We start from the raw sequence: 20,440 nt of genomic DNA on the forward strand, positions 1-20,440 counted from the left end.
ACGAATCCCCTGTGGGAGCGGGCTTGCTCGCGAATGAGTGCGCAGCACTCACCATAGTTATGCATCGCTTGAGGCCTCCAGCAAGATCCGTCCACTGGAGCAGGTCGCGGTCTCGTTGCGATAGGTGAAATACAACTTGCTGCGCGTCGGATCGAAGCGCAGGTGCAGTTGGACTTCATCGCCGGGGCGCACCAGTTGCTGGAATTTCAGCACTTCCATGCCGGCGAATTTTGCCGGCAGGTCCATCAATTGCTGGCCCAGCGTTAACGCCCATTCCACTTGCACCACGCCGGGCAATACCGGCGCCCGGGGGAAGTGGCCGCTGAAGTAGGCGAGGTCGGGTGGTACCGCCAGTTGCAGGCTCCACTCGCCATCGACTTCGACCTGCTCCAGCACTTGCGGCGCCTTTGGGCGCGGCGCCAGCAGCAGGGCTTCAACGGTGGCCTGGGGCAGTTTGCCCTGAGCGTTCAGCGGCAGTTGCCGCAGCAGGCGCCAGCGTCGTGGCAGGGCCAGGGCTTCGCAATGCTGGCTCAGATGCTGACGCAGTTCTTGCGTGAGGGTGCGTCGACCCTGATTGCGCAAGGCATGCAGGCCTGACTCGGTCAGCACCAGCAGCGCACCTAATGAGGCGCGGTTCTCCTGAACCACGCCAAGACGCGCTTCGGCGACCCAGTCGTGGGCCATCAGTGCCTGTTCCAGCATCGGTAGCGAGATACGTTTTTCTTCCAGTTTGACGATTCGGTCCAGCCGTCCGAGCAGTTCGAATCGGCCGTCGGCAGCGATTCGCGCGGCATCCGCGGTGTGTTCGATATGGCCGGGCGGCAAGTACGGCGAAGCAATGAGCAGGGCGCCGTCGCTGTCCTGGCTCAACTCGATGTCAGCAAAGGGCTGCCAGAGCGCGTGGCCCTGACGCCAGGCGATACCGCCGGTCTCCGAGCTGCCGAGGATCTCCGTCGGCCATTGCTGCAGGCGTTGCTGAAGACTTTGTGCGGCCTCGGCCGGCAATGCACCGCCGGAGGAAAATACTCGGCGAACCGCACTTAATGCGGGCCAGTCGAGGTTGTCACCCATGCGCTTGAGCAGCGCCGGGCTGGCGACCCAGGCAAACGCCGGGTGTTCACGGCTGGCGCGCTGCAGGTCTTCAGGGAATGCCAGCTGCTTGCGCACAAACGAGCGCCCGGCGCACAGCGGCCATAGCACCCGAAACAATAATCCGTAGATATGTTGAGTGGCGACGCTGCCGATGATGCAAGCGGCGCCAAGATCGGCGCCCCAGAGCCGTTCCAGCGCTTCGACTTCATTGGCCAGTTGGCGCAGGGTTTTGTCGATACGCTTGGGCTCGCCGCTGGAGCCGGACGTGCACAGGCTCAGCGAACAGCGATCCAGATCCAGATCCAGTGCGGCCGCCATCAACGGCGGATCCCGGTAATCGCTCAGGTGTGCGTCATCGGCCTGATCGGTCAGCCACAGATCGACTTCGGTCGACCAGCGCTGGCGAGTCTGGGCTTGCAGGTCTGCGGGCAGCAGCACGCTGACCCCGGCGCGCCAGGCACCGAGCAGGGCAATCGCCAGGTCAGCGGCGTCCTCAAGGTGCACGGCAATACGCCGCACATCCTGGGCTTGCAGGCCCGCGGCGAGGCTTAACGCCTGTTCGCACAGCTGAGCGTGATTCAGGGTCGGTTCGGCCGTCACGGCACGTTCCGGTTGTGCCTTGAGCAACAATTGCTCAAGTTTTATCCAATTCATGGGTGGCCTCGTACCCGTTGTCGTATAAGCCATTCAATGGCAAACAGCAGGCCCATCAATCCGTATGAAATCAGGCTGGTGTACAACATCCACCAACTTAGCGGCGCCCAGAGGGTCAGGGCGGCAGCGAGCAAACCGTTACAGAAGAAAAACACGCACCAGACGATCGTCACCTGGCGGGTATAAACAATCGCCTTGGCCGGCAGTTGCGGTTCACGCAAACGCGCCAGGCGTTCGATGATCGGCGGGCCAACGATCAAGCTCAGGCCAAACAGCCCGAGCATGAAGGCGCTGATCAGCACCGGATACCAGCGCAGCAACAGTGGGCTGTCGAACAACGCCAGCAACAGGCAAAAAGCAATCGCGGTGATCGCCATCCACAGATTGCCAGGCCGGCGCGCACCCAGTAGCGCCCGGGCCAGCCACAGGCTGCCCAGCAGCAGTCCGAACTGCCACGGCGCGAAATGTTCCATGCCGAAATACACCGCAAAGGGGTACAGCAGGCCCGCCAGCAGCAGGCCGAGGCCGATCAGTCGGCTCATGCGGCTGGCTGAACCAGGCGGTAGACCGCCTCGACCACGTCGCTGACGGTACGCACCGATTTGAACTCTTCGGCCGCGATTTTCTTGCCGGTCTGGCGTTTGATGTGATCGATCAGGTCGACCGCGTCAATGCTGTCGATTTCCAGGTCCTGATACAGGTTGGATTCGAGGCTTACGCGCTTGGGGTCCAGCTCGAAGAGTTCGACCAAAGCATCGCGCAGGGTGTTGAAGATGTCGTCACGAGTTTGCATGGTCCGGTCTCAAGCTGCCTGTTTTGCAGTGACGAACGCCGCAAGGCTCGCCACGTTGCTGAAGTGATTGCGGGTGTCTTTGGCGTCGGCGTCGATTTTGATGCCGTACTTTTTCTGGATGGCCAGGCCGAGTTCCAGGGCGTCTACCGAATCCAGGCCCAAGCCTTCGCCGAACAGCGTCTGCTCGTCGCCGATGTCTTGTGCGCTGATGTCTTCAAGGCCCAGGGCGTCGATGATCAGTTCTTTGATTTCACGGTGTAGATCGCTCATCTTCGGCGAGCTCCTTAATGTAGTAATGATGCAAATAGTCATTGAGCTTGCGCGAGGCCTGAGGAGCAGGGCCCAGCGAGGCGAAGGCTTGTGGGTCTATATCGGCCCCGACACGAAAACTGAAGTGCACACGGCGTTTGGGGATCCGATACCAGGGGTCGGCCTTGGTCAATGTGGTCGGGTTGACCTTGATGATCACCGGGGTGAGGATTTTCGCACCGCGCAGGGCGATTGCCGCAGCACCCCGATGGAAGGCTGGCGTCTGACCGGGCTGAGTGCGGGTGCCTTCAGGAAAGATGATCAGGGTCTGGCCGCTTTTCAGCGCGTCGGCAGCGGCATCGAGCATGTCCATGCTGCCGTCGTTGCTGATGTATTCGATGCAGCGTAGCGGGCCGCGGGTAAAAGGGTTCTCCCAGAGGCTTTTCTTGACCACGCAGTTGGCGTGGCGCACCAGGCCGATCAGGAACACCACATCAATCAGCGACGGGTGATTGGCGACGATCATTTGCCCCGGTCGACCGAGTTTTTCGGCGCCCTGGATGTCGTAAGTCAGCACGCCGGTACGCGCCATGAATCGCACAAAAAACCAGAACAGGCGGGCGACGGTGTGCCGCGCTCGCCGCCGGTGTGTCCGGGCATCGCCGGGCAGGCAGTTCAGCAGCGGGAAAACCACCAGCCGCAGGCACAGCCCGCCCAACCCGAACAGGGTGAAGCTTGCGGCGGTAGCCAGCAGGCGCCAGTAATAGGCGTCGCGGTTTTTTTCGGTTACAGGTTGCGTTGCCAGGTCCATACACGATTTTTCCAGGCATGTTGGCAGGTTGTTTGCTGGCCGAGCAGGGTACGCAAAAGGTTCAGGGCATGGGGCCATTGGGCTTTGGACAACTCATCCGAGGCGCTGTTCAGGGACAGCTGCCAGTCATTTCCGGGAGTGATCAGCAGGCCGACCGCGTAAGGGAACGGCACGTCGTCGATCCAGGTCGAGTAGGCCTTTGGCGGTTGCTCTTCGGTGACGATCAGCAGTACCGCGGGAGCGCCCTCGGAAAGCAAAGCCGCGGCCTCTAGCATGCCGTGTTCAAGGCCATCGCCGGCTGCAGCGAGGGCCGTCATTTCGCTGGTTTCGCCGCGCATGATCGACCACAGGCCAATGATCGCGTTGTGCACGGACAGGCTGAATTGAGTCGGCGACAGCGGCTGTTCGGTAGCCAGATCGCTGAGAATATCGAAAGTGCGCGGGGTTTCGCCGTGGCGAGAAATAAAGACCAACGGTAGGTCCTGACGGCCTTCGGCCAAGGGCCAGCCGACACTGAACGCCATCCGCGCCAGACGACTGAGTCGCCGGCGTTGCATGGCCGGCAGAAACGAGACGTCGGGTGCGGCATCGCTGCTCGCAAGCACGACCGGTTGTCGGCTCCAGGCTTGCCAATCGTCCACGCTTTCGAGCCCAGGAGCCCACGCGCGCCATTGGGCGATGTTGAAATTGATCACTGACATTCATCCCGCCCCTGCGGGCTTCCTTGACGCGGTGAGTCGCAAAACAGGCGAACGTACCTTACGTAGCGCTGAGCGCTGAGTGGTGCGCATTATCCCGTTGCGGCGGGCGTGTAGCAAATGATGGTTACATTTTGCTCAATGAAATGTACCGGTTGGTTCGTGCATGGCTGTCGTTTGGCCATTATCCGCATTTCGGCCGGCGGATCTGCCGGCTCTGTCAGCAAGCGGTGCATGAGTTCACGGATTTTTCCGCGCGAGATTGCACCTGACTGTGTAGTCCCGATGCTGGCGAGGTAGCTAAGCAGCGCCGTGGACTACTACACTCGGTCATTCTTTGATACACGGAGGTTTTGACATGCGGCGCGTGGTGTTCAATCAGAAAGGTGGCGTAGGCAAATCCAGCATTGCCTGCAATCTGGCGGCGGTCAGTGCCAGCGAGGGTTATCGCACTTTATTGGTGGATCTCGATGCCCAGGCGAACTCCACTCAGTACCTGACGGGGCTCACCGGTAATGACATTCCCATGGGTATCGCCGATTTTTTCAAGCAGACCTTGTCTTCCGGGCCTTTCGCCAAGAAAAACCAGGTCGATATCTACGAAACCCCATTCGACAACCTCCACGTCATCACGGCCACTGCCGAGCTGGCTGACTTGCAGCCCAAGCTTGAGGCCAAACACAAGATCAACAAGCTGCGCAAATTGCTCGAGGAACTGGACGGCGATTACGACCGGATCTACCTCGATACGCCGCCAGCGCTGAATTTCTACGCGGTATCTGCATTGATTGCCGCTGATCGTGTGCTGATTCCCTTCGACTGCGACAGCTTCTCGCGTCAGGCGCTGTACGGCCTGTTGGCGGAAATCGAAGAATTGAAGGATGACCATAACGAAGGGCTGGAAGTCGAAGGTATCGTCGTCAACCAGTTCCAGGCTCGCGCCAGTCTGCCCCAGCAAATCCTCGACGAACTGATCGCCGAAGGCCTGCCGGTATTACCGGTGTACCTGTGCAGCTCGGTGCGCATGCGTGAATCCCACCAGGCCAACACACCGCTGATTCACCTCGACCCGCGTCACAAGCTGACGCAGCAATTCGTCGATCTGCACAACCTCCTCGAAAACGCCTGATTCCTACAGGTGACACAGAACCCATGTGGGAGCGGGCTTGCTCGCGAATGCGTCAGGTCAGTCGACATCAATGTTGAATGATCAATCGCCTTCGCGAGCAAGCCCGCTCCCACAGTTGATTTGGGGTGGCTTTAGATCCCTTGGCTACGCAACCAGCTCATCAACTGCGGTAACGGAAAGGCCCCGCTCTGACGCGCCACTTCCCGGCCGTTCTTGAACAGGATCAGACTCGGGATCGAACGGATCCCCAGCTGCGCCGACAACTGCTGGTTTGCCTCGCTGTCCAGCTTGGCCAGCCGGCACTTGCCGGCCAATTGCGCCGCCGCCTGCTCGAACACCGGCGCAAACGACTTGCACGGTCCACACCAATCCGCCCAAACGTCCACCAGCAACGGCAGATCGCCTTTGATCTGGCTGGCGTAATCGCTTTGCTTCAACTCAAAGGGTTTATTCAGCAGGACTTCGGCTTTGCAGCGACCGCATTTTGGATGGTCGTTGAGGCGCTCCGCGGGGATGCGGTTGAGGCCGTTGCAGTGGGGGCAGGGGATGAGGAGTGGGTCGGACATAGTCGTACTCTGAAATGAGTGGGCAATCTTGAACTGATCTGGTGTTGCAAACTGCTTTTATCAAGCCGTGAAAGGCCGGCAGGAGCTACGCGTTTGTCGCAAATCCTCACATTTTCCAAGCGTTCGGTTTGGGATCGGTGGCTACGCTGGAAGCAACGCCACGATCTTCAAGTCTCTTAGTGAGGAGTTCGCTTTGCCTTTAACTTCGTGCTACTTTTGTTGCACTTATCGAGAGATCGATGCCTTTCATTTATCGGATAGGAGTTATCCCATGTCCGTGACTTCCAAAATCCGCCGTCAAGGTGGGGCTGCGGTTATTACCCTCCCGCCAACTTTACTGAAGCTCCTGCACCTGGAAGTAGGGGCACAGTTGGAACTGAATGTGGTCGATGGCGAGTTGATTGCCCGCCCGGTTGTACAGCCTCCTCGCAAGCGCTACAGCCTTGCCGAATTGCTTGAAGGTTCCGAAGAAGTCGCTGAGCTGAATGCTCAGACGGCGTTTGCACGTGAAGGCGATTCAGTCGGCCGGGAGCTAGGTTGATGGTTAGGCGGCAAGCCCCCCAGCGGGGCGATGTCTACTGGATTGACCCGAACCCGGTTGCGGGACGAGAGATGATGAACCGGCATCGGTTTGTGGTGATTACGCCAAGGGAAATCAACTCGTTGGGTGTCAGCATGACAGTGCCCGTGACCAGTGGTGGGAACTTCAGTCGAAACTCCGGATTGGCGGTCATCATCTCCGGCCACGAAACGAACGGTGTAGCGGTTTGCAATCAGGTGCGCAGTTTTGATATTGAGCAGCGAGTTCGGGACGGCTCAGCCAAGTTCATTGAGCGACTTGATGACATCACGATGGCAGACATCATTGCTCGAGTCGTCAGTGCCATCGATCCCATGGATTGATCAATCATCAAGACGAACAACTGATCTCCAGATGCTTGCCCCACTCCGGCGGACGCTCCGCGTAGCTCTCCATCCCCGGCTGCTCCTCGAACGGATTACTCAGCACCGCATGCAGGCGGCGAACTTCTGCATAGTCGCCGCTTTCCGCCGCATCGATGGCTTTCTGCGCCAGATAATTACGCAGAATGTAGAGCGGATTCACCGCATGCATCCGTTTGCGGCGTTGTTCCTGATCGACCTCGCCTTCACGTGTCACCCGGGCGATGTAGAGCTCGCCCCAGGCATCGAAGCCTTTGATGTCGACGAAGTCATCACGCAACCGGGCGACGGCCAGTTCCGGTGATTCTTCTCCCAAGCGGCGGAAGAACAGGCTGTAGTCGACGCCACTGTTCTGCATCAGTTGCAGCAGGTGCTCCAGCAGTTTCTGGTCATCGTCTTCGGCCGTGGTGAAACCGAGGCGGCGGCGCATCAGGTCCAGGTAATGGGCCTGGTACAGCGGGAAGTACAGGCCGAGGGTTTCACGCAGGGCTTCGACGCTGATGAACGGCGTCAGGGCCTGGGCCAGGGCGCTGAGGTTCCACTGGCCGATCGGCACCTGGTTGCTGTAGGAGTAACGACCCTGATCATCGGAGTGGTTGCAGATGAAGTGGGCGTCGAAGTCGTCGAGGAAGGCGAACGGGCCGTAGTCGAAGGTAATGCCCAGGATCGACATGTTGTCGGTATTCATCACGCCGTGGCAGAAGCCATAAGCCTGCCATTTGGCGATCAGTTCGGCGTTGCGCTCGACGATTTCGCGAAACATCGCCAGGTACGGTTCCGGCTGTTCCAGGCATCGCGGGAAATGCATGGCCAGCACGTGGTCGCCGAGTTCTTTCTGCTTCTCGGGACGTTTGGTGTAGTAGAAATACTCGAAATGCCCGAAACGCACATGGCTCGGCGCCATGCGCAGGACCATGGCCGCGCGTTCCTGCTTCTCGCGCCACACCGGCGTGTCGGAGCCGATCACGCACAGGGCGCGGGTGGTCGGGATGTTCAGGGCATACAGCGCTTCGGAGGCAAGAAATTCGCGGATCGAGGACCGCAGCACCGCCCGTCCATCACCCATGCGCGAAAAGGGCGTCTGGCCAGCACCCTTGAGGTGCAGGTCCCAATGCTCGCCGGCCTCGTTGTAGACCTCGCCCAGCAACAGACCGCGACCATCACCCAACTGCGGGTTGTAGGAACCGAACTGATGACCTGAATAGACCATCGCCCTCGGGATCGCGTCGGCCCAGAGCTTATGGCCGCTGAACAGTTCGACAAACTCAGGGGTTTCGGCCTCGGCAGGGTCGAGATCGAGCAGCGCCATGGCGGCAGGGCTGGCCACCACCAGGCGCGGATTGTCGATCGGCTCGGGCAGCACATGGGTGGAAAACGTATCGCCCAGGCGGGCGAAACGATTATCGAAGGTCAGTTCGTCGAGGGCTTTCAAGGGCCATCTCCAGCAGAATGTCCGAGCATTCTGCTAGGGATAAGCCGCTTAGTCGAGCTTGGCGGCCGGCGGCTCTTGCACAGGTTTGCCATCGGCCATGGGAACGATGGTCTTGGTTTCCGGCTCGATGGGCACCATTTTGTATTCCTGGCCCTGAAGATTCTTGAGGTAAACCTCCATCTGCCGGAACGAGATGTTGATGTGCTGTTTCTTGAACTCGCGATTGATGAAGCGGTTGACCTCATCGAGCACCGGGTTACGGTCACCGAGGTCACGTACATGCATGCGCAACTCGTGGTCGAGGGTGCTTTCGCCGAAGTTCAGGAAGTACACGTGGGGTTCCGGGTCTTTCAGCACTCGCGGGTTATCGCGTGCGGCCTTGAGCAGCAATTCCTTGACCAGGTCCAGGTCCGAGCCGTAATCGACACCGAGCTTGAGGGTTACTCGGGTGATGGTGTCGGTCAGGGACCAGTTGATCAGTTGCCCGGTAATGAACGTCTTGTTCGGGACAATGATGTCCTTGCGGTCGAAGTCAGTGATCGTCGTGGCGCGGATGCGGATCTTGCTCACCGTACCGGACAGGTTGCCGATGGTGATGGTGTCGCCAATCCGCACCGGACGTTCGAACAGGATCATGATCCCGGAGATGAAGTTGGCGAAGATTTCCTGCATCCCGAAGCCGAGACCTACCGACAGCGCCGCCACCAGCCATTGCAACTTGTCCCAACTCACGCCGAGTGTCGACAAGGTGGAGACGAAACCGATGCCAGCGATCACGTAAGACAGCAAGGTGGTGGTGGCGTACGCACTGCCCTGAGCCAGGTTCAGCTTCGACAGCACCAACACTTCCAGCAACCCCGGCAAGTTGCGCGCGAGGGCGAAGGTGATGCCGATGATGATCAGCGCGCCGAGCATGTCGCCAATGCTGATCGGCACCATGCTCATGTTGGCGCCGGTGCCGCTGGTGTATTCGTAGAGGGTGACGTTATCCAGGTACGAGAACACAGAGATCAGATCGGACCAGACCCAGTACAACGCCGCGATGAAACCGCCCAGCAGTGCCAGGCGGATAAGGCGCAGGGACTGCTCGTTAACCTTCTCGATATCCAGCGTTGGCTCTTCGATCACCGCTTCGCCGTCGCCGGCCTCTTTCGCGGCCTGGCGTTTGGCCAGGGCGCGCTGGTAGGCCAGGCGGCGTGCCGCAACGCTGAGGCCGCGCACGAAGGTGGCCTCGATCACCAGCCAGAACATCAGCAGGTAAAGGGTGTTGATCAATCGGTCACTGAGCTTCAGCGCGGTGTAGTAATAGCCGAAGCACACCGCCACGAACAACGCGACAGGCAGGACGGTGAACAGGATCCCCACGGCCTTGCGGAACAGCGAAGCGTTCTGGTGAGTCGGGCTGCTGATCAGCAGACGGCTGAGCAGCCAGGCCATCAGCGCATAGCAAGTCAGCACCACCGGCATGCCGAGTACGTCATCGGCCAGGGTCGCGGGTTGCAGCTCGGCGACTGCCACCACCGCGACCAACGCCATGACCACCAGCCCGAGTCGACGGACCCAGCCCTGCAGGAATTCGACCTGGGGTTTTTCCCAGCGGAAATGCAATTCGGCCACGCCGCCCGGCGCAAGGATCCGGTAAGCGGTGTAGAACACTAGCCAGGCCTGGGCCATTTGCAGCAGCGCCGCGCCCATGTTCGCGTTCTGTCCGCGGGCGTCGATTTGCAAGGCCAGGCCACACAAGGCCAGGCCCAGGGACACCGGCATCGCCAGCAGAATGTTGATCAGGATGGCCTGCGGCGTGTGCCACTGGCTGTCGCGTTTGAAGTGGCCGATGTCCTGGTGAACCTTGCTCAGTCGGGCATACAGGCTTTTGCGTCGCCACAGCAGGGCGCCGATCAACAGCGCCAGGGGCAGGAACAGCAGCGGCCGTTGGGTCAGGCCGTCACTTAATTCGCTCAGGCTGGAAGCCCACGGCAGCGTGGTGACCTGACGTTCCAGGCGCTCCGGTACGGCGCGCATCCATTCCAGGTCCAGTGGCTTGTTGCTGGGAATCCAGAACATCTGCTCATCGAGGGTCGCCCGCAGGCTTTGCGCGGTGCTGAGCAGTTGCTTCTGATTGAGTTGCAACGTGATCGATTCGTTGAGCACCGCGCTGAGTTCGCGGTTCAGCCGCTCTAGCAGGTCGGCGCGGGTTGTGGCCAGCTCCAGCAGGCTTTTGCGCAGTTGCGGGGTGACTTGCTCGGGAGGCTGAGTCGACAGCAGGTTGTCGACATAGGTCGCCGGGTTGCTGAGCAGTTCCCGTTGCTGGCTGACTTCGAATTGATAGAGGCGAATGTCGGCGATCTGGTCGGCCAGGTCACGGTCGAGCCTGAGGCGTGGCAGGGACTGTTTCTGTTTATAGAGAATCTTGGACAGCAGCAGGCTGCCCTTGAGCACGTTGATTTGCTCGTCCAGCGCCGAGTCGCTCTGGGTCACGTTGTCCAGTTGCTGCTTGGTCTGCAGATTCTGCTGGGTGACTTCGTTGAGGCGGTCAGTACTTTTGAGCAGGTAGTCAGAAAGCTTGAGGTTGGCTGCGCTTTCGGTCGCCAGCAGGGTGCTGCCGCCGGATTTCTGCGCTTCGATGGATTGCTGCGTCACCGTCTCTTGGGATTGGGCCAGGCGCTTCTGGTTGATCAGGGTTTGCAGTTCCTGGATTTCCTGATCCAGGCGATCGGATTTTTCCGAGAGCAAGTCATGCTGGCTGTTGCCCAAGTCCTGCAGTTGATTGTTGCCGGCCAGTTCCTGGCGGCGCAACGGGATCAGGGCATTCAGCGCCGCGAGCTCTGCGTTGAGCAGGTCGCGTTGCTCAGGGGTCAAGATCTTGCCGCCGTCCTTGCCGATCTTGAGGATGTTGTTGATCTGCTGGATGCGCGTCTGGCTGGCAGAAATTTCGGCCTGGGCGCGCTCGGGGCGGGTCTGGGCAGTAATCACCAGACTGTTGGCGTCGGCCAGGGCTTTTTGCAGATCGCTTTGCTGGGTGGAGCGCTCGGTGAGCATTTGCTCCAGTTGCTGAATAGGCTCTTTGGCATAGCGCTGCGGTACTGGCAGCAATTTGGTGGCTTTGAGCTTGGCCAGTTCTCGCTGGTTCTCGATGTTCTGCTTTGGGGCGTTGGCCAGTTGCTGCTTGAGATCGGCCAGCTTCTGCTCGTAATCACGCTTGTTGTTGAGCTGTGTCAGCGTGCTTTGCAGGATGCTCTGGAGAGCTTTCTGATCGGCTTCCGGCAATTTGCGCTCGGCGATCTTGTCCAGGTTCGCCTGCACGGCTTCGCTGGACGGCGGTTCGGCCGCTTGCAATGTACCGACAGAAAGACTCAAGCCCAGCAGGGCCGTAATGATAAACGTGCGCAGGGTTGACATAGAGACCGATCGAAAGCGAGACGAAGTGTGGAGTTTAGAGGAAGAGTCCCGGACCGGGGCGACTTCCTTCGGGGAATCTGACGCCCACTTTACCGATCTTGTTCCCTTCCATGACCGCGACGGTCCAAATGGTGTTGTTCCACTCCACCTGGTCACCGACGACGGGGGCACCGCCCACTTTCTGGGCAATGAAGTGGCCGAGCGACATGTCTGGATCGATGCCTTCCACTTTCAACCCGTACAGCGCCGCAACCGCAGCCAGTTGGGCGTCTCCTTCGAGTACGAAGTCGCCGAAGAAGCGCAAATCGAGGCCTCGTTGCGGTGCCTGGCTGAAGAGTTTTCCGAGGGCCGGAAGGTTGTGTTCATGGCCGATGACGCACAGCAAATCGTCGACTTCGAGCACTGTACTACCCGACGGATGGAGCAGTTGCTGGCCACGAAACAGGGCTGCAATGCGGGTGCCTTCGGGCATTTTCAGTTCGCGAAGGGGCGAGCCGATGCACCATTTCTCGGCACCGAGGCGATAAACGAACAGCTCCCACTCACTGGTGACGTGGACTTCCAGGGCGGCGCGGGAGATCGGTGCCGGCTCCGGCGGAACGGTCACTTTCAAAAGCTTCGCCACCCACGGCAGGCTCGTGCCCTGCACCAGTAGCGACACCAACACGATAAAGAAGGCGAGGTTGAAATAGAGCTGGGCGTTGGGCAGGCCGGCCATCAGCGGGAACACCGCCAGAATGATCGGAACCGCGCCGCGTAACCCGACCCAGGAAATGAACGCCTTCTCGCGCCCATGGAACGCCTTGAAGGGCAGCAGGCCGACGATTACCGACAACGGCCGCGCAAACAGAATCATCCACAGCGCCAGGCCCAGAGCGGGCAGGGCAATCGGCAACAGGTCATGGGGCGTTACCAGCAGCCCGAGGACCAGGAACATACCGATTTGCGCCAGCCAGGCCATGCCATCGAGCATGTGCAAAATGCCGTGGCGGCTGCGCACCGGGCGGTTGCCGATGACCAGGCCGCACAGGTAAACCGCCAAAAAGCCGCTGCCGTGCAAGGCGTTGGTCAGGGCAAACACGACCAGTCCGCCAGCAATGACCAGGATCGGATAAAGGCCGGTGGCCAAGTGGATACGGTTGACCAGTTGCAGCATGACCCAGCCGCCGCCCAGGCCGATGACAGCACCGATACCGAACTCACGCATCAAGTGCCCGAGCAGGCTCCAATGCAGACCGGTCTGGCCGCTGGCGAGCATGTCGATCAGGGTCACGGTGAGGAACACCGCCATCGGGTCGTTGCTGCCGGATTCGATCTCGAGGCTGGCGGTCACCCGTTCGTTCAGGCCTTTGCCGCCGAGCAGCGAGAACACCGCCGCGGCGTCGGTGGAACCGACGATAGCGCCGATCAGCAGGCCCTGAATCAGGTTCAGGTTGAACAGCCACGCGGCGGCCATGCCGGTCAGCCCGGTGGTGATCAACACCCCGACCGTCGCCAGCGACAGCGCCGGCCATAACGCCACGCGGAAGCTGGAAACCCGGGTGCGCAAGCCGCCGTCGAGCAGGATGACGGCCAGCGCGAGGTTGCCGACCAGATAAGCCGTTGGGTAGTTATCGAAGATAATGCCGGCGCCATCGACGCCGGCCGACATGCCCACCGCGAGGATGATCACCAGAATCGGGATACCGAGGCGCGATGAAAGTGAGCTCACCAGAATGCTTGCACCTACCAGCAACGCGCCGATCAAGAACAGGCTGTTGATGGTCGTCGCATTCAAAGGCAGTACTCCAGAAAGCTGAAAGGCGGGCGCAAACTGACCATGCAGTCTGCGTGCCAGCGATTCTAACCTGTTGAAATGTGATGCTGTCAAAAAGCTTTTGCAGCAAGCAGATGACACCCGCAGCTCCGGGTGCAATCACTGTGGCGAGGGGATTTATCCCCGTTGGGCTGCGAAGCGGCCCCCTGCGTTCTTTCAGGCATGCCCCGCAAACAGGTCTTGCGACGGCTTCGCCGCCGAACGGGGATAAATCCCCTCGCCACAGATAAATCCCTTACCCACAGAGTTCGCGGTGCTCTTAGAGGCTAAACCGCCCAACCATGTTGTTCAGGTCCAGCGCCAATCGCGACAGCTCATTGCTCGCGGCACTGGTCTGGTTAGCCCCGGTCGCCGACTGCACCGACAGATCACGAATGTTCACTAGATTGCGGTCCACTTCACGGGCCACTTGCGCCTGCTCTTCGGCCGCGCTGGCGATCACCAGGTTGCGTTCGTTGATTTCGACGATCGCGCTATTAATAGTGTCCAGCGACATGCCTGCACCACGAGCGATGTTCAACGTCGACTCAGCACGCTCGGTGCTGTTGCGCATCGAATCCACTGCGTGCTCGGTACCGCTCTGGATGCTGCCGATCATGCGTTCGATTTCGCTGGTCGACTGCTGGGTGCGATGCGCCAGGGCACGGACTTCGTCCGCCACCACGGCAAAACCACGACCGGCCTCACCGGCACGGGCGGCTTCGATGGCGGCGTTCAATGCCAGCAAGTTGGTCTGATCAGCCAGGCCGCGAATCACGTCCAGCACTTTGCCGATGTCACGGGACTCGTTGGCCAGGTCGCCGATCAGGGTGGCGGTGCTCTGCACGTCGGCGCTCATGCGTTCGATGGCGCTGACGGTTTCCTGCACCAGGTCACGGCCATCACCGGCGGAGGTGGTGGCGTTCTTCGAGGCTTCGGACGTGCTGACGGCATTGCGCGCGACTTCTTCCACGGCGCTGGTCATTTCGTTGACTGCGGTGGCAGCTTGTTCGATTTCGTTGTTCTGCTGGGTCAGGCCACGGGCGCTTTCGTCGGTGACGCTGTTGAGTTCTTCAGCGGCGGACGCCAGTTGCGTGGCGGACCCGGAAATCCGTTGCAGGGTGTCGCGCAGCTTGTCCTGCATCTTCGACATGGCCAGCAGCAAGCGGCCGGCTTCGTCCTCACCATCGACGGTGATCGGGCGGGTCAGGTTGCCTTCAGCAATTTCTTCGGCAGCGCTCAGGGCATTAGCGATCGGCTTGGTGATGCTGTTGGTCAACAACCAGGCGAACAGCAGAGTCAGGCCGGTCGCGATCACCAGCAGGGTGATCACCAGGTTGAAGGCCGAAGCGTACTGGTCGGCGGCTTGTTGATTGGTGTCGAGGGTCTGCTGAGTGTTGATCTCCAGCAAACGGTTCAACACGGTGTTCACCGCTTCAGAGTTGGTCAGCAGATCGGTGTTGAGCAGGGTGCGCAGTTCATCCACCTGATTGTTGCGCGACAGGGTCTTCATCCGGTCTTCGATCTGACGGTACTGGCCGAGCAACTGCACGTACTGGTCGTAGGCCGAACGTTCCTGCGGGCTGGTGATCAGTTTTTCGTAAGTCGCCTGAGCGGCACGAATCTGCTGATTGCGGGTTTCCAGCAGATCCATGGTCTTTTGCTGGACGTCCGGCTCGCGGTTCACCAGCAAACGGTAGGACAGCACCCGCAGGCGCAGGGTCAGCTGAGTGAATTCGTCGAGGCTCTTGATGCTCGGCACGCTGCTTGAGGTGATGTCCTCGGCGGCGCCGCGAATCTTGCTCATCTGGTTCAAGGCAAACACACCCAGAATCAGCATCAGGCCGCCAATCAGGGCAAAACCGAGGAACGCCCGTGGAGCGATATTCATATTACGAAGGGACATGGTGTTTACCGAAAAGAGCGCATCCGTGCGGCGCTGAGACTGACGTATGGATGACTTATCGGTCATACGACTAAAGTCTTGAGCCCCTGCGGGTTTTTGTCGCACAACCGCTCCGGCGACGAAGTGCAGGAACCAGATCCGCCAATCACAGTCTTTAAAGCTCGCGAGGAAGGTCGCCCGCCAGGAAAATCAAGGCCTTGCGCCCCAATAACCCTGGCATCCGTGGTGACTTTTCTTTATCGTACGCGCCCTTTGAAAATGCTTGGAAAATCAAAATGTTGGAAGCATCCCTAAGCCAATTGGAACAGCTGGTCAGCGACCTGGTGCAACAGAACCAGACCCTGCTCGGCACCAACCAAACCCTGAGCGCAGAACTGGCCCAGGCCAAGGATGAAAACGAAAGCCTGCAACTGAGCCTGATGGAACAGGAAGAGAAACAAGGTGCCACCGCGGCACGCATCCAGGCCCTGGTTGAGCGCGTCAGCGCCGGCCCAGTCAGCGCATGAATCACGGCGCCGCAGGGGTAAAAGTCGTCTCGATCCTGGGGGAGGACTATTCGATCAAGGCGCCGGCCGGGGAAGAGCAAACCCTGCTGGACGCCGCGTTAATGCTGAAGGCTGCCCTGGCCGACACCAAAAGGAAGTACCCGACGCTGATCGGTGACCGCTTGCTGGTATTGGCCGCGATGAATCTGTGCTCCCAGCAGATCGAAATGCAGAAGCAGCACAAGCAGGAACTCGACCGTTACCAAGAGCAAGTCAGCGCCACGGTTGAAGTGATCTCCAAGACGATCAATCAGGCCTGATCGGCTTTGCGCACAACCAAAGAATAAATTGTCGTTTGTGTTGTATACAATCGGCACGGCTGTTGCAGTGTTTCAGCCTCTTATTCTTTGGGGGTGCTCCATGCAGTTCTGGCGACGCAGTATTCAATGGCAGTTGATCCTGAGCATGGGCACCGCCCTGCTGGTCAGTATTCTGATCGTGGTTGGCATTTATACCCTCGTGGTCAATCGCCTCGCCGAGCGCTATCTGGTCGAGCAAGCGCTGCCGTCGAGCATCGAAGCGATGCGCAACGACATCGAGCGAATCCTCGTTCAGCCCCTCACCGCCGCCAAGGACATCGCCAGCAATAGCATGGTGCGCGACTGGTTGGCCGGGGGTGAAAACAGTGCCCAGACCAGCACCTTCGTCACCTATCTGGAAGGCATCCGCGCCGAGCACAAAGCCTTTACCGCGCTGATCGTCGGCACGGCTTCAAACCATTACTTCACGGAAAAAGGCCTGGACCGGATCCTCAGCCGCTCCAACCCCAAAGACGCCTGGTTCTATTCGTTTCTCGACAGCAACCAGCCGCGCACCCTCAATATCGACAATGACACCGCGACCGGAGAGTTGGCGCTGTTCATCGACCTCAAGGTCGAGCAGGCCGGCAAAGTCGTGGGCGTTGCCGGGCTTGGCCTGAGCATGAAAGAGCTGTCGGAGCTGATCCACAACTTCAACTTCGGTGAGCGCGGCAAGGTCTATCTCGTACGTTCCGACGGTTTGATCCAGGTTCACCCCGAAGCGCAGTTCAGCGGCAAGCGCACGTTGGCCGAACAGATTGGCGCCCCGGCAGCGCAAGCCGTCATGGGCCAACAGGCTGCCACCCACAGCAGCTTCGATCGCGATGGCGAAGATTTTCTGGCATTGAGTCTGCCGTTGCGGGACTTGGGCTGGACCCTGGTGGCCGAAGTGCCACAGTCGCAGATCTATGCCGAAGCCCGCCGCGCGATGTGGATGAGCAGCGGTATTGGCCTGGCGGTGGCGCTGGTTTGCCTGATGCTGGTGGTGTTGTTGGCCCGTGGATTGGTGCGGCCGATCCGTCGGGTAACAGCGGCGCTGGTAGCCATCGGTAGCGGTGGTGGAGATTTGACCCACAGGTTAGATTCCAGTCGCGCGGATGAACTGGGTGACCTGGCTCGCGGCTTCAATCGGTTCCTGGAAAGTCAGCGCGACATGATCGGCGAAGTGCTGACCACCAGCGAGCGTTTACGCACGGCAGTCGGGCAAGTGGCGCGGGTGGTGGACAACACTGCCGAACGCTCCGGCCGACAGCAGGAAATGACCGACATGGTCGCCACCGCCGTTCACGAAATGGGCCTGACGGTGCAGGAAATCGCCCAGAACGCCGGCAATGCCGCGGTGGCGTCACAAACTGCCCGGGATGAGGCGATGCAGGCGCGGGAAGTGGTGGGCGGGTCGATCCGGCATATTGAAAGCATGTCCGATGAAATCGGCCTCGCTGCCAGTGCGGTGGGCGAGTTGGCCCATCAAGTGGCATCCATTGATCAGGTGCTGGCAGTGATTCGCGGGATTTCCGAGCAGACCAATTTGCTCGCGCTCAACGCGGCCATCGAAGCGGCGCGGGCCGGGGACATGGGGCGTGGGTTTGCGGTCGTGGCGGATGAGGTGCGCACGTTGGCGCGGCGCACGCAGTCATCGACTGATGAGATTCAGCAGATGATTGGCAGCCTCAAGCAAGGCGCGGAGAACGCGGTGTCGTCGATGCATTCCGGGCAAGCGGCGACTGGCACGGGCGTTGAGTCGAGCCAACGCACCGGGGTGTCGTTGACCGCGATTACCGGGCAGGTGGAGCGCATCAGCGACATGAACCATCAGGTGGCGGCGGCGACGGAAGAGCAGTCGGCGGTGACGGAAGAGATCAACCGGAACGTGCAGGGGATTTCTGACCTGGCCCGTGCCACCGCCGGGGAGGTCAGGGCTTGTCGTGAGGATTGTCAGACGTTGCAGCGGTTGGCGGATGATTTGGCGCGGCAAGTGGGTGGGTTCAAGCTGAGTTGATGAGTTGTCTGTGCGGGCGCCTTCGCGAGCAAGCCCGCTCCCACAGTTGATCGCGTTGTTTGGTTCAACGCGGACTCCTGTGGGAGCGGGCTTGCTCGCGAATGGATGTCAGCAGCACCACAAGGCTCCAGTTAGAACCACTCATCCTGCATCCCAAGACACACATCATCCCGCGCCTCAAGAATCGCCAGTTCATGGTGGCAACCCGGCACTTCCCACGTCAGGAAATACCGCGCCGCCTGCAGCTTGCCTTTATAGAAGCTCACATCCACCGCATTCCCTTTGGCCAGCCCTTCCTGCGCGCGAATCGCCTGCTCCAGCCAGCGCCAGCCAATCACCGTGTGCCCGAACACTTTGAGGTACAGCGCCGAGTTCGCCAGGCTGCTATTAACCTTGCCTTGCGCCAAATCCGTCAGCAAACCGATGGTCACCGTTTGCAGGCGCGCCACCAATTTCTCCAGCGGCTCACGCAGCGCGGTTAACGATTCATACGCTTGAGCGCGCTCGGCGGTATCGGCAATCAGGCGGATCAATTGCTTGAGCCCCGCACCACCGTTCTGTGCCAGTTTGCGGCCCAGCAGGTCCAGCGATTGAATGCCGTGAGTCCCTTCGTGGATCGGGTTCAGGCGGTTGTCGCGGTAATACTGCTCCACCGGGTATTCGCGGGTGTAGCCATGGCCGCCGAGTATCTGGATCGCCAGTTCGTTGGCCTTCAGGCAAAACTCCGACGGCCAGGATTTGACGATCGGCGTCAGCAAATCCAGCAGTTCGTGGGCCTGTTTGCGCTCAGCTTCAGTCTCAAGGGTTGTGGTGTCATCAAACAGTCGCGCCGCGTACAACCCAAGGTCGAACGAACCTTCGACGTAGGCTTTCTGAGTCAGCAACATGCGTTTGACGTCGGCGTGCTGAATGATCGCCACCGGCGCGGTGTTCGGGTCCTTGCTGTCCGGCACGCGACCCTGCGGCCGCTCGCGGGCGTATTCCAGGGAATACAGATAACCGGCGTAACCGAGCATCACCGCGCCCATGCCGACGCCGATCCGCGCCTCGTTCATCATCTGGAACATGTAGCTCAAGCCATGATGAGGCTTGCCCACCAGGTAGCCGACACACTCGCCGTTATCGCCGAAGTTCAGCGCGGTGGAGGTGGTGCCGCGCCAGCCCATCTTGTGGAACAGCCCGGCCAGCAACACGTCGTTGCGTTTGCCCAGGCTGCCGTCATCGTTGACCAGAAACTTGGGCACGATGAACAGCGAAATCCCTTTCACACCCGCCGGTGCATCCGGCAACTTGGCCAGCACCATGTGCACGATGTTTTCCGACAACGGGTGATCACCGCCGGAGATGAAGATCTTGTTGCCCTTGAGTCGATACGTGCCGTCAGACGCAGGCTCTGCGCGGGTACGAATATCCGACAGCGACGAGCCGGCATGGGGTTCGGTCAGCGCCATGGTGCCAAAGAAGCGACCGTCGATCATCGGTTGCAGGAAGCGCTGTTTTTGCTCCTCGGTGCCGAAACTTTCGATCAGGTTCGCCGCGCCCATGGTCAGGAACGGATAAGAAGTCGACGCCGCGTTGGCCGATTGGAAATGTGCGAAGCAGGCTTGGGACAACAGCGTAGGAAGTTGCATGCCGCCCGCATCGAAACTGCGCGCAGCGTTGAGGAAACCGGCTTCAAGGAAGGCATCCACCGCCGGTTTCACTTCCGGAATCAGAATTGCCTGACCGTCCTCATAGCGCGGCTCATTCTCGTCACCCTTGCGATTGTGCGGGGCAAAGAACTTCTCGGCGATGGTGCGGGCGGTGCCGATGGCGGCGTCGAAGGTCTCGCGGTTGTGCTCGGCGAAACGCTCACGCTGGGTCAGGCCCTCGGCATCAAGGACTTCATACAGCTCGAAAGCCAGATTGCGGGAACTGAGCAACGTCTCGGACATGGCGGCCTACCTTTTTTTGGAATGGACCGAGTCTAGGCGTGCGAATAAAGGCTGAACAGGATGATTGATGAGCGTGATGGTGCGGTGCGGGCACCGCTAATCAAATGTGGGGGCGGCGGTGCGACGATTCGACTTGCTCGCGAAGGCGGTGGATCAGTCAATGTGGATGTCGACTGACACTCCGCCTTCGCGAGCAA

The 20,440-nt window shown here is 60.0% G+C and carries 18 protein-coding genes and 2 pseudogenes; 7 read left to right on the forward strand and 13 right to left on the reverse strand.

The genetic code is table 11. The annotated features are described in order from the left end of the window. Positions 1 to 57: 57 nt before the first annotated feature. The 6 genes from KW848_RS11755 to KW848_RS11780 are packed head-to-tail and all read right to left on the reverse strand — an operon-like array spanning position 58 to position 4,300. Positions 58 to 1,746 (reverse strand): acyl-CoA synthetase family protein, encoded by a 1,689-nt coding sequence (locus KW848_RS11755; RefSeq protein ID WP_218536908.1) that lies wholly within the window; start codon positions 1,744 to 1,746, stop codon positions 58 to 60. Beyond that, positions 1,743 to 2,288 (reverse strand): hypothetical protein, encoded by a 546-nt coding sequence (locus KW848_RS11760; RefSeq protein WP_218536909.1) that lies wholly within the window; start codon positions 2,286 to 2,288, stop codon positions 1,743 to 1,745. The genes KW848_RS11755 and KW848_RS11760 overlap by 4 nt, the downstream gene beginning before the upstream one ends. Further along, positions 2,285 to 2,539, reverse strand: a complete 255-nt coding sequence (locus KW848_RS11765; protein ID WP_110965992.1) for an acyl carrier protein — start codon at positions 2,537 to 2,539, stop codon at positions 2,285 to 2,287. Before KW848_RS11765 ends, KW848_RS11760 begins: the two co-directional genes overlap by 4 nt. 9 nt (positions 2,540 to 2,548) lie before the next feature. Continuing rightward, the gene (locus KW848_RS11770; protein WP_046045641.1) at positions 2,549 to 2,809 is read right to left on the reverse strand and encodes a phosphopantetheine-binding protein; all 261 of its coding nucleotides are present in this window, start codon (positions 2,807 to 2,809) and stop codon (positions 2,549 to 2,551) included. After that, positions 2,790 to 3,599, reverse strand: coding sequence for a 1-acyl-sn-glycerol-3-phosphate acyltransferase (locus KW848_RS11775; RefSeq protein WP_111449345.1), 810 nt, complete (start codon positions 3,597 to 3,599; stop codon positions 2,790 to 2,792). Before KW848_RS11775 ends, KW848_RS11770 begins: the two co-directional genes overlap by 20 nt. Then, entirely contained in the window at positions 3,575 to 4,300 is a 726-nt protein-coding gene (locus tag KW848_RS11780) for a beta-ketoacyl synthase chain length factor (protein ID WP_008149630.1), read from the reverse strand. The genes KW848_RS11775 and KW848_RS11780 overlap by 25 nt, the downstream gene beginning before the upstream one ends. A 355-nt stretch (positions 4,301 to 4,655) precedes the next feature. Between KW848_RS11780 and KW848_RS11785 the strand changes: the two genes are divergently transcribed. Next, positions 4,656 to 5,426, forward strand: coding sequence for a ParA family protein (locus tag KW848_RS11785; RefSeq protein ID WP_111449343.1), 771 nt, complete (start codon positions 4,656 to 4,658; stop codon positions 5,424 to 5,426). 131 nt (positions 5,427 to 5,557) lie between these two features. Here the strand turns inward: KW848_RS11785 and trxC are convergent, their stop codons facing one another. Then, entirely contained in the window at positions 5,558 to 5,992 is a 435-nt protein-coding gene (gene trxC / locus KW848_RS11790; protein WP_218536910.1) for a thioredoxin TrxC, read from the reverse strand. Positions 5,993 to 6,263: 271 nt separating this feature from the next. On the opposite strand from trxC, the gene KW848_RS11795 reads away from it, so the two are divergent. Together KW848_RS11795 and KW848_RS11800 are read left to right on the forward strand one after the other, a co-directional pair. Continuing rightward, entirely contained in the window at positions 6,264 to 6,533 is a 270-nt protein-coding gene (locus KW848_RS11795) for an AbrB/MazE/SpoVT family DNA-binding domain-containing protein (protein WP_095127471.1), read from the forward strand. Beyond that, positions 6,533 to 6,895: a type II toxin-antitoxin system PemK/MazF family toxin gene (locus tag KW848_RS11800; protein WP_192409923.1), complete on the forward strand. Its 363-nt coding sequence runs from the start codon at positions 6,533 to 6,535 to the stop codon at positions 6,893 to 6,895. Before KW848_RS11795 ends, KW848_RS11800 begins: the two co-directional genes overlap by 1 nt. 7 nt (positions 6,896 to 6,902) lie before the next feature. On the opposite strand, the gene selO is transcribed toward KW848_RS11800, so the two are convergent. From selO to KW848_RS32415, 5 genes and pseudogenes are all read right to left on the reverse strand, one after another. After that, on the reverse strand, positions 6,903 to 8,366 hold the full coding sequence (gene selO / locus KW848_RS11805) for a protein adenylyltransferase SelO (protein WP_218536911.1): 1,464 nt from the start codon (positions 8,364 to 8,366) through the stop codon (positions 6,903 to 6,905). Positions 8,367 to 8,414: 48 nt separating this feature from the next. Then, a complete protein-coding gene (gene mscK, locus KW848_RS11810) occupies positions 8,415 to 11,765 on the reverse strand; it encodes a mechanosensitive channel MscK (RefSeq protein WP_218536912.1) in 3,351 nt (1,116 codons plus the stop codon). 34 nt (positions 11,766 to 11,799) lie between these two features. After that, on the reverse strand, positions 11,800 to 13,542 hold the full coding sequence (locus KW848_RS11815) for a potassium/proton antiporter (RefSeq protein WP_008149642.1): 1,743 nt from the start codon (positions 13,540 to 13,542) through the stop codon (positions 11,800 to 11,802). Between the two features lie 298 nt (positions 13,543 to 13,840). Beyond that, entirely contained in the window at positions 13,841 to 14,713 is an 873-nt protein-coding gene (locus KW848_RS32410) for a methyl-accepting chemotaxis protein (RefSeq protein ID WP_371925560.1), read from the reverse strand. Continuing rightward, positions 14,696 to 15,532, reverse strand: a pseudogene (locus tag KW848_RS32415) (MCP four helix bundle domain-containing protein); the annotation flags it as partial. The gene KW848_RS32410 and the pseudogene KW848_RS32415, both read right to left, overlap by 18 nt. Before the next feature lie 209 nt (positions 15,533 to 15,741). Here KW848_RS32415 and KW848_RS11825 point away from each other — a divergent pair. From KW848_RS11825 to KW848_RS32425, 4 genes and pseudogenes are all read left to right on the forward strand, one after another. Beyond that, positions 15,742 to 15,972, forward strand: coding sequence for a hypothetical protein (locus KW848_RS11825; RefSeq protein WP_008149645.1), 231 nt, complete (start codon positions 15,742 to 15,744; stop codon positions 15,970 to 15,972). Beyond that, on the forward strand, positions 15,969 to 16,271 hold the full coding sequence (locus tag KW848_RS11830) for a cell division protein ZapA (protein WP_008149648.1): 303 nt from the start codon (positions 15,969 to 15,971) through the stop codon (positions 16,269 to 16,271). The genes KW848_RS11825 and KW848_RS11830 overlap by 4 nt, the downstream gene beginning before the upstream one ends. A 145-nt stretch (positions 16,272 to 16,416) precedes the next feature. Next, a pseudogene (locus KW848_RS32420) lies at positions 16,417 to 17,442 on the forward strand (cache domain-containing protein); the annotation flags it as partial. Between the two features lie 135 nt (positions 17,443 to 17,577). Then, the gene (locus tag KW848_RS32425; RefSeq protein ID WP_375154713.1) at positions 17,578 to 18,309 is read left to right on the forward strand and encodes a methyl-accepting chemotaxis protein; all 732 of its coding nucleotides are present in this window, start codon (positions 17,578 to 17,580) and stop codon (positions 18,307 to 18,309) included. A 131-nt stretch (positions 18,310 to 18,440) separates the two neighbouring features. On the opposite strand, the gene KW848_RS11840 is transcribed toward KW848_RS32425, so the two are convergent. Beyond that, on the reverse strand, positions 18,441 to 20,243 hold the full coding sequence (locus tag KW848_RS11840) for an acyl-CoA dehydrogenase (protein WP_218536915.1): 1,803 nt from the start codon (positions 20,241 to 20,243) through the stop codon (positions 18,441 to 18,443). Between the last annotated feature and the right edge of the window lie 197 nt (positions 20,244 to 20,440).

The organism is Pseudomonas sp. PDM25 (genome assembly GCF_019219045.1).
Classification (GTDB): Bacteria; Pseudomonadota; Gammaproteobacteria; order Pseudomonadales; family Pseudomonadaceae; genus Aquipseudomonas.

Bases quoted from the DNA above. Each gene is read 5' to 3' on its own strand.
- KW848_RS11795 (WP_095127471.1), top strand. From the start codon at position 6,264: ATGTCCGTGACTTCCAAAATCCGCCGTCAAGGTGGGGCTGCGGTTATT.
- KW848_RS11825 (WP_008149645.1), top strand. From the start codon at position 15,742: ATGTTGGAAGCATCCCTAAGCCAATTGGAACAGCTGGTCAGCGACCTG.
- KW848_RS11765 (WP_110965992.1), bottom strand. From the start codon at position 2,539: ATGCAAACTCGTGACGACATCTTCAACACCCTGCGCGATGCTTTGGTC.
- KW848_RS11800 (WP_192409923.1), top strand. From the start codon at position 6,533: ATGGTTAGGCGGCAAGCCCCCCAGCGGGGCGATGTCTACTGGATTGAC.
- trxC (WP_218536910.1), bottom strand. From the start codon at position 5,992: ATGTCCGACCCACTCCTCATCCCCTGCCCCCACTGCAACGGCCTCAAC.
- KW848_RS11755 (WP_218536908.1), bottom strand. From the start codon at position 1,746: ATGAATTGGATAAAACTTGAGCAATTGTTGCTCAAGGCACAACCGGAA.
- KW848_RS11770 (WP_046045641.1), bottom strand. From the start codon at position 2,809: ATGAGCGATCTACACCGTGAAATCAAAGAACTGATCATCGACGCCCTG.
- KW848_RS11785 (WP_111449343.1), top strand. From the start codon at position 4,656: ATGCGGCGCGTGGTGTTCAATCAGAAAGGTGGCGTAGGCAAATCCAGC.
- KW848_RS11840 (WP_218536915.1), bottom strand. From the start codon at position 20,243: ATGTCCGAGACGTTGCTCAGTTCCCGCAATCTGGCTTTCGAGCTGTAT.
- KW848_RS11775 (WP_111449345.1), bottom strand. From the start codon at position 3,599: ATGGACCTGGCAACGCAACCTGTAACCGAAAAAAACCGCGACGCCTAT.
- mscK (WP_218536912.1), bottom strand. From the start codon at position 11,765: ATGTCAACCCTGCGCACGTTTATCATTACGGCCCTGCTGGGCTTGAGT.
- KW848_RS32410 (WP_371925560.1), bottom strand. From the start codon at position 14,713: ATGTCGAAGATGCAGGACAAGCTGCGCGACACCCTGCAACGGATTTCC.
- KW848_RS32425 (WP_375154713.1), top strand. From the start codon at position 17,578: ATGGTCGCCACCGCCGTTCACGAAATGGGCCTGACGGTGCAGGAAATC.
- KW848_RS11780 (WP_008149630.1), bottom strand. From the start codon at position 4,300: ATGTCAGTGATCAATTTCAACATCGCCCAATGGCGCGCGTGGGCTCCT.
- KW848_RS11830 (WP_008149648.1), top strand. From the start codon at position 15,969: ATGAATCACGGCGCCGCAGGGGTAAAAGTCGTCTCGATCCTGGGGGAG.
- KW848_RS11760 (WP_218536909.1), bottom strand. From the start codon at position 2,288: ATGAGCCGACTGATCGGCCTCGGCCTGCTGCTGGCGGGCCTGCTGTAC.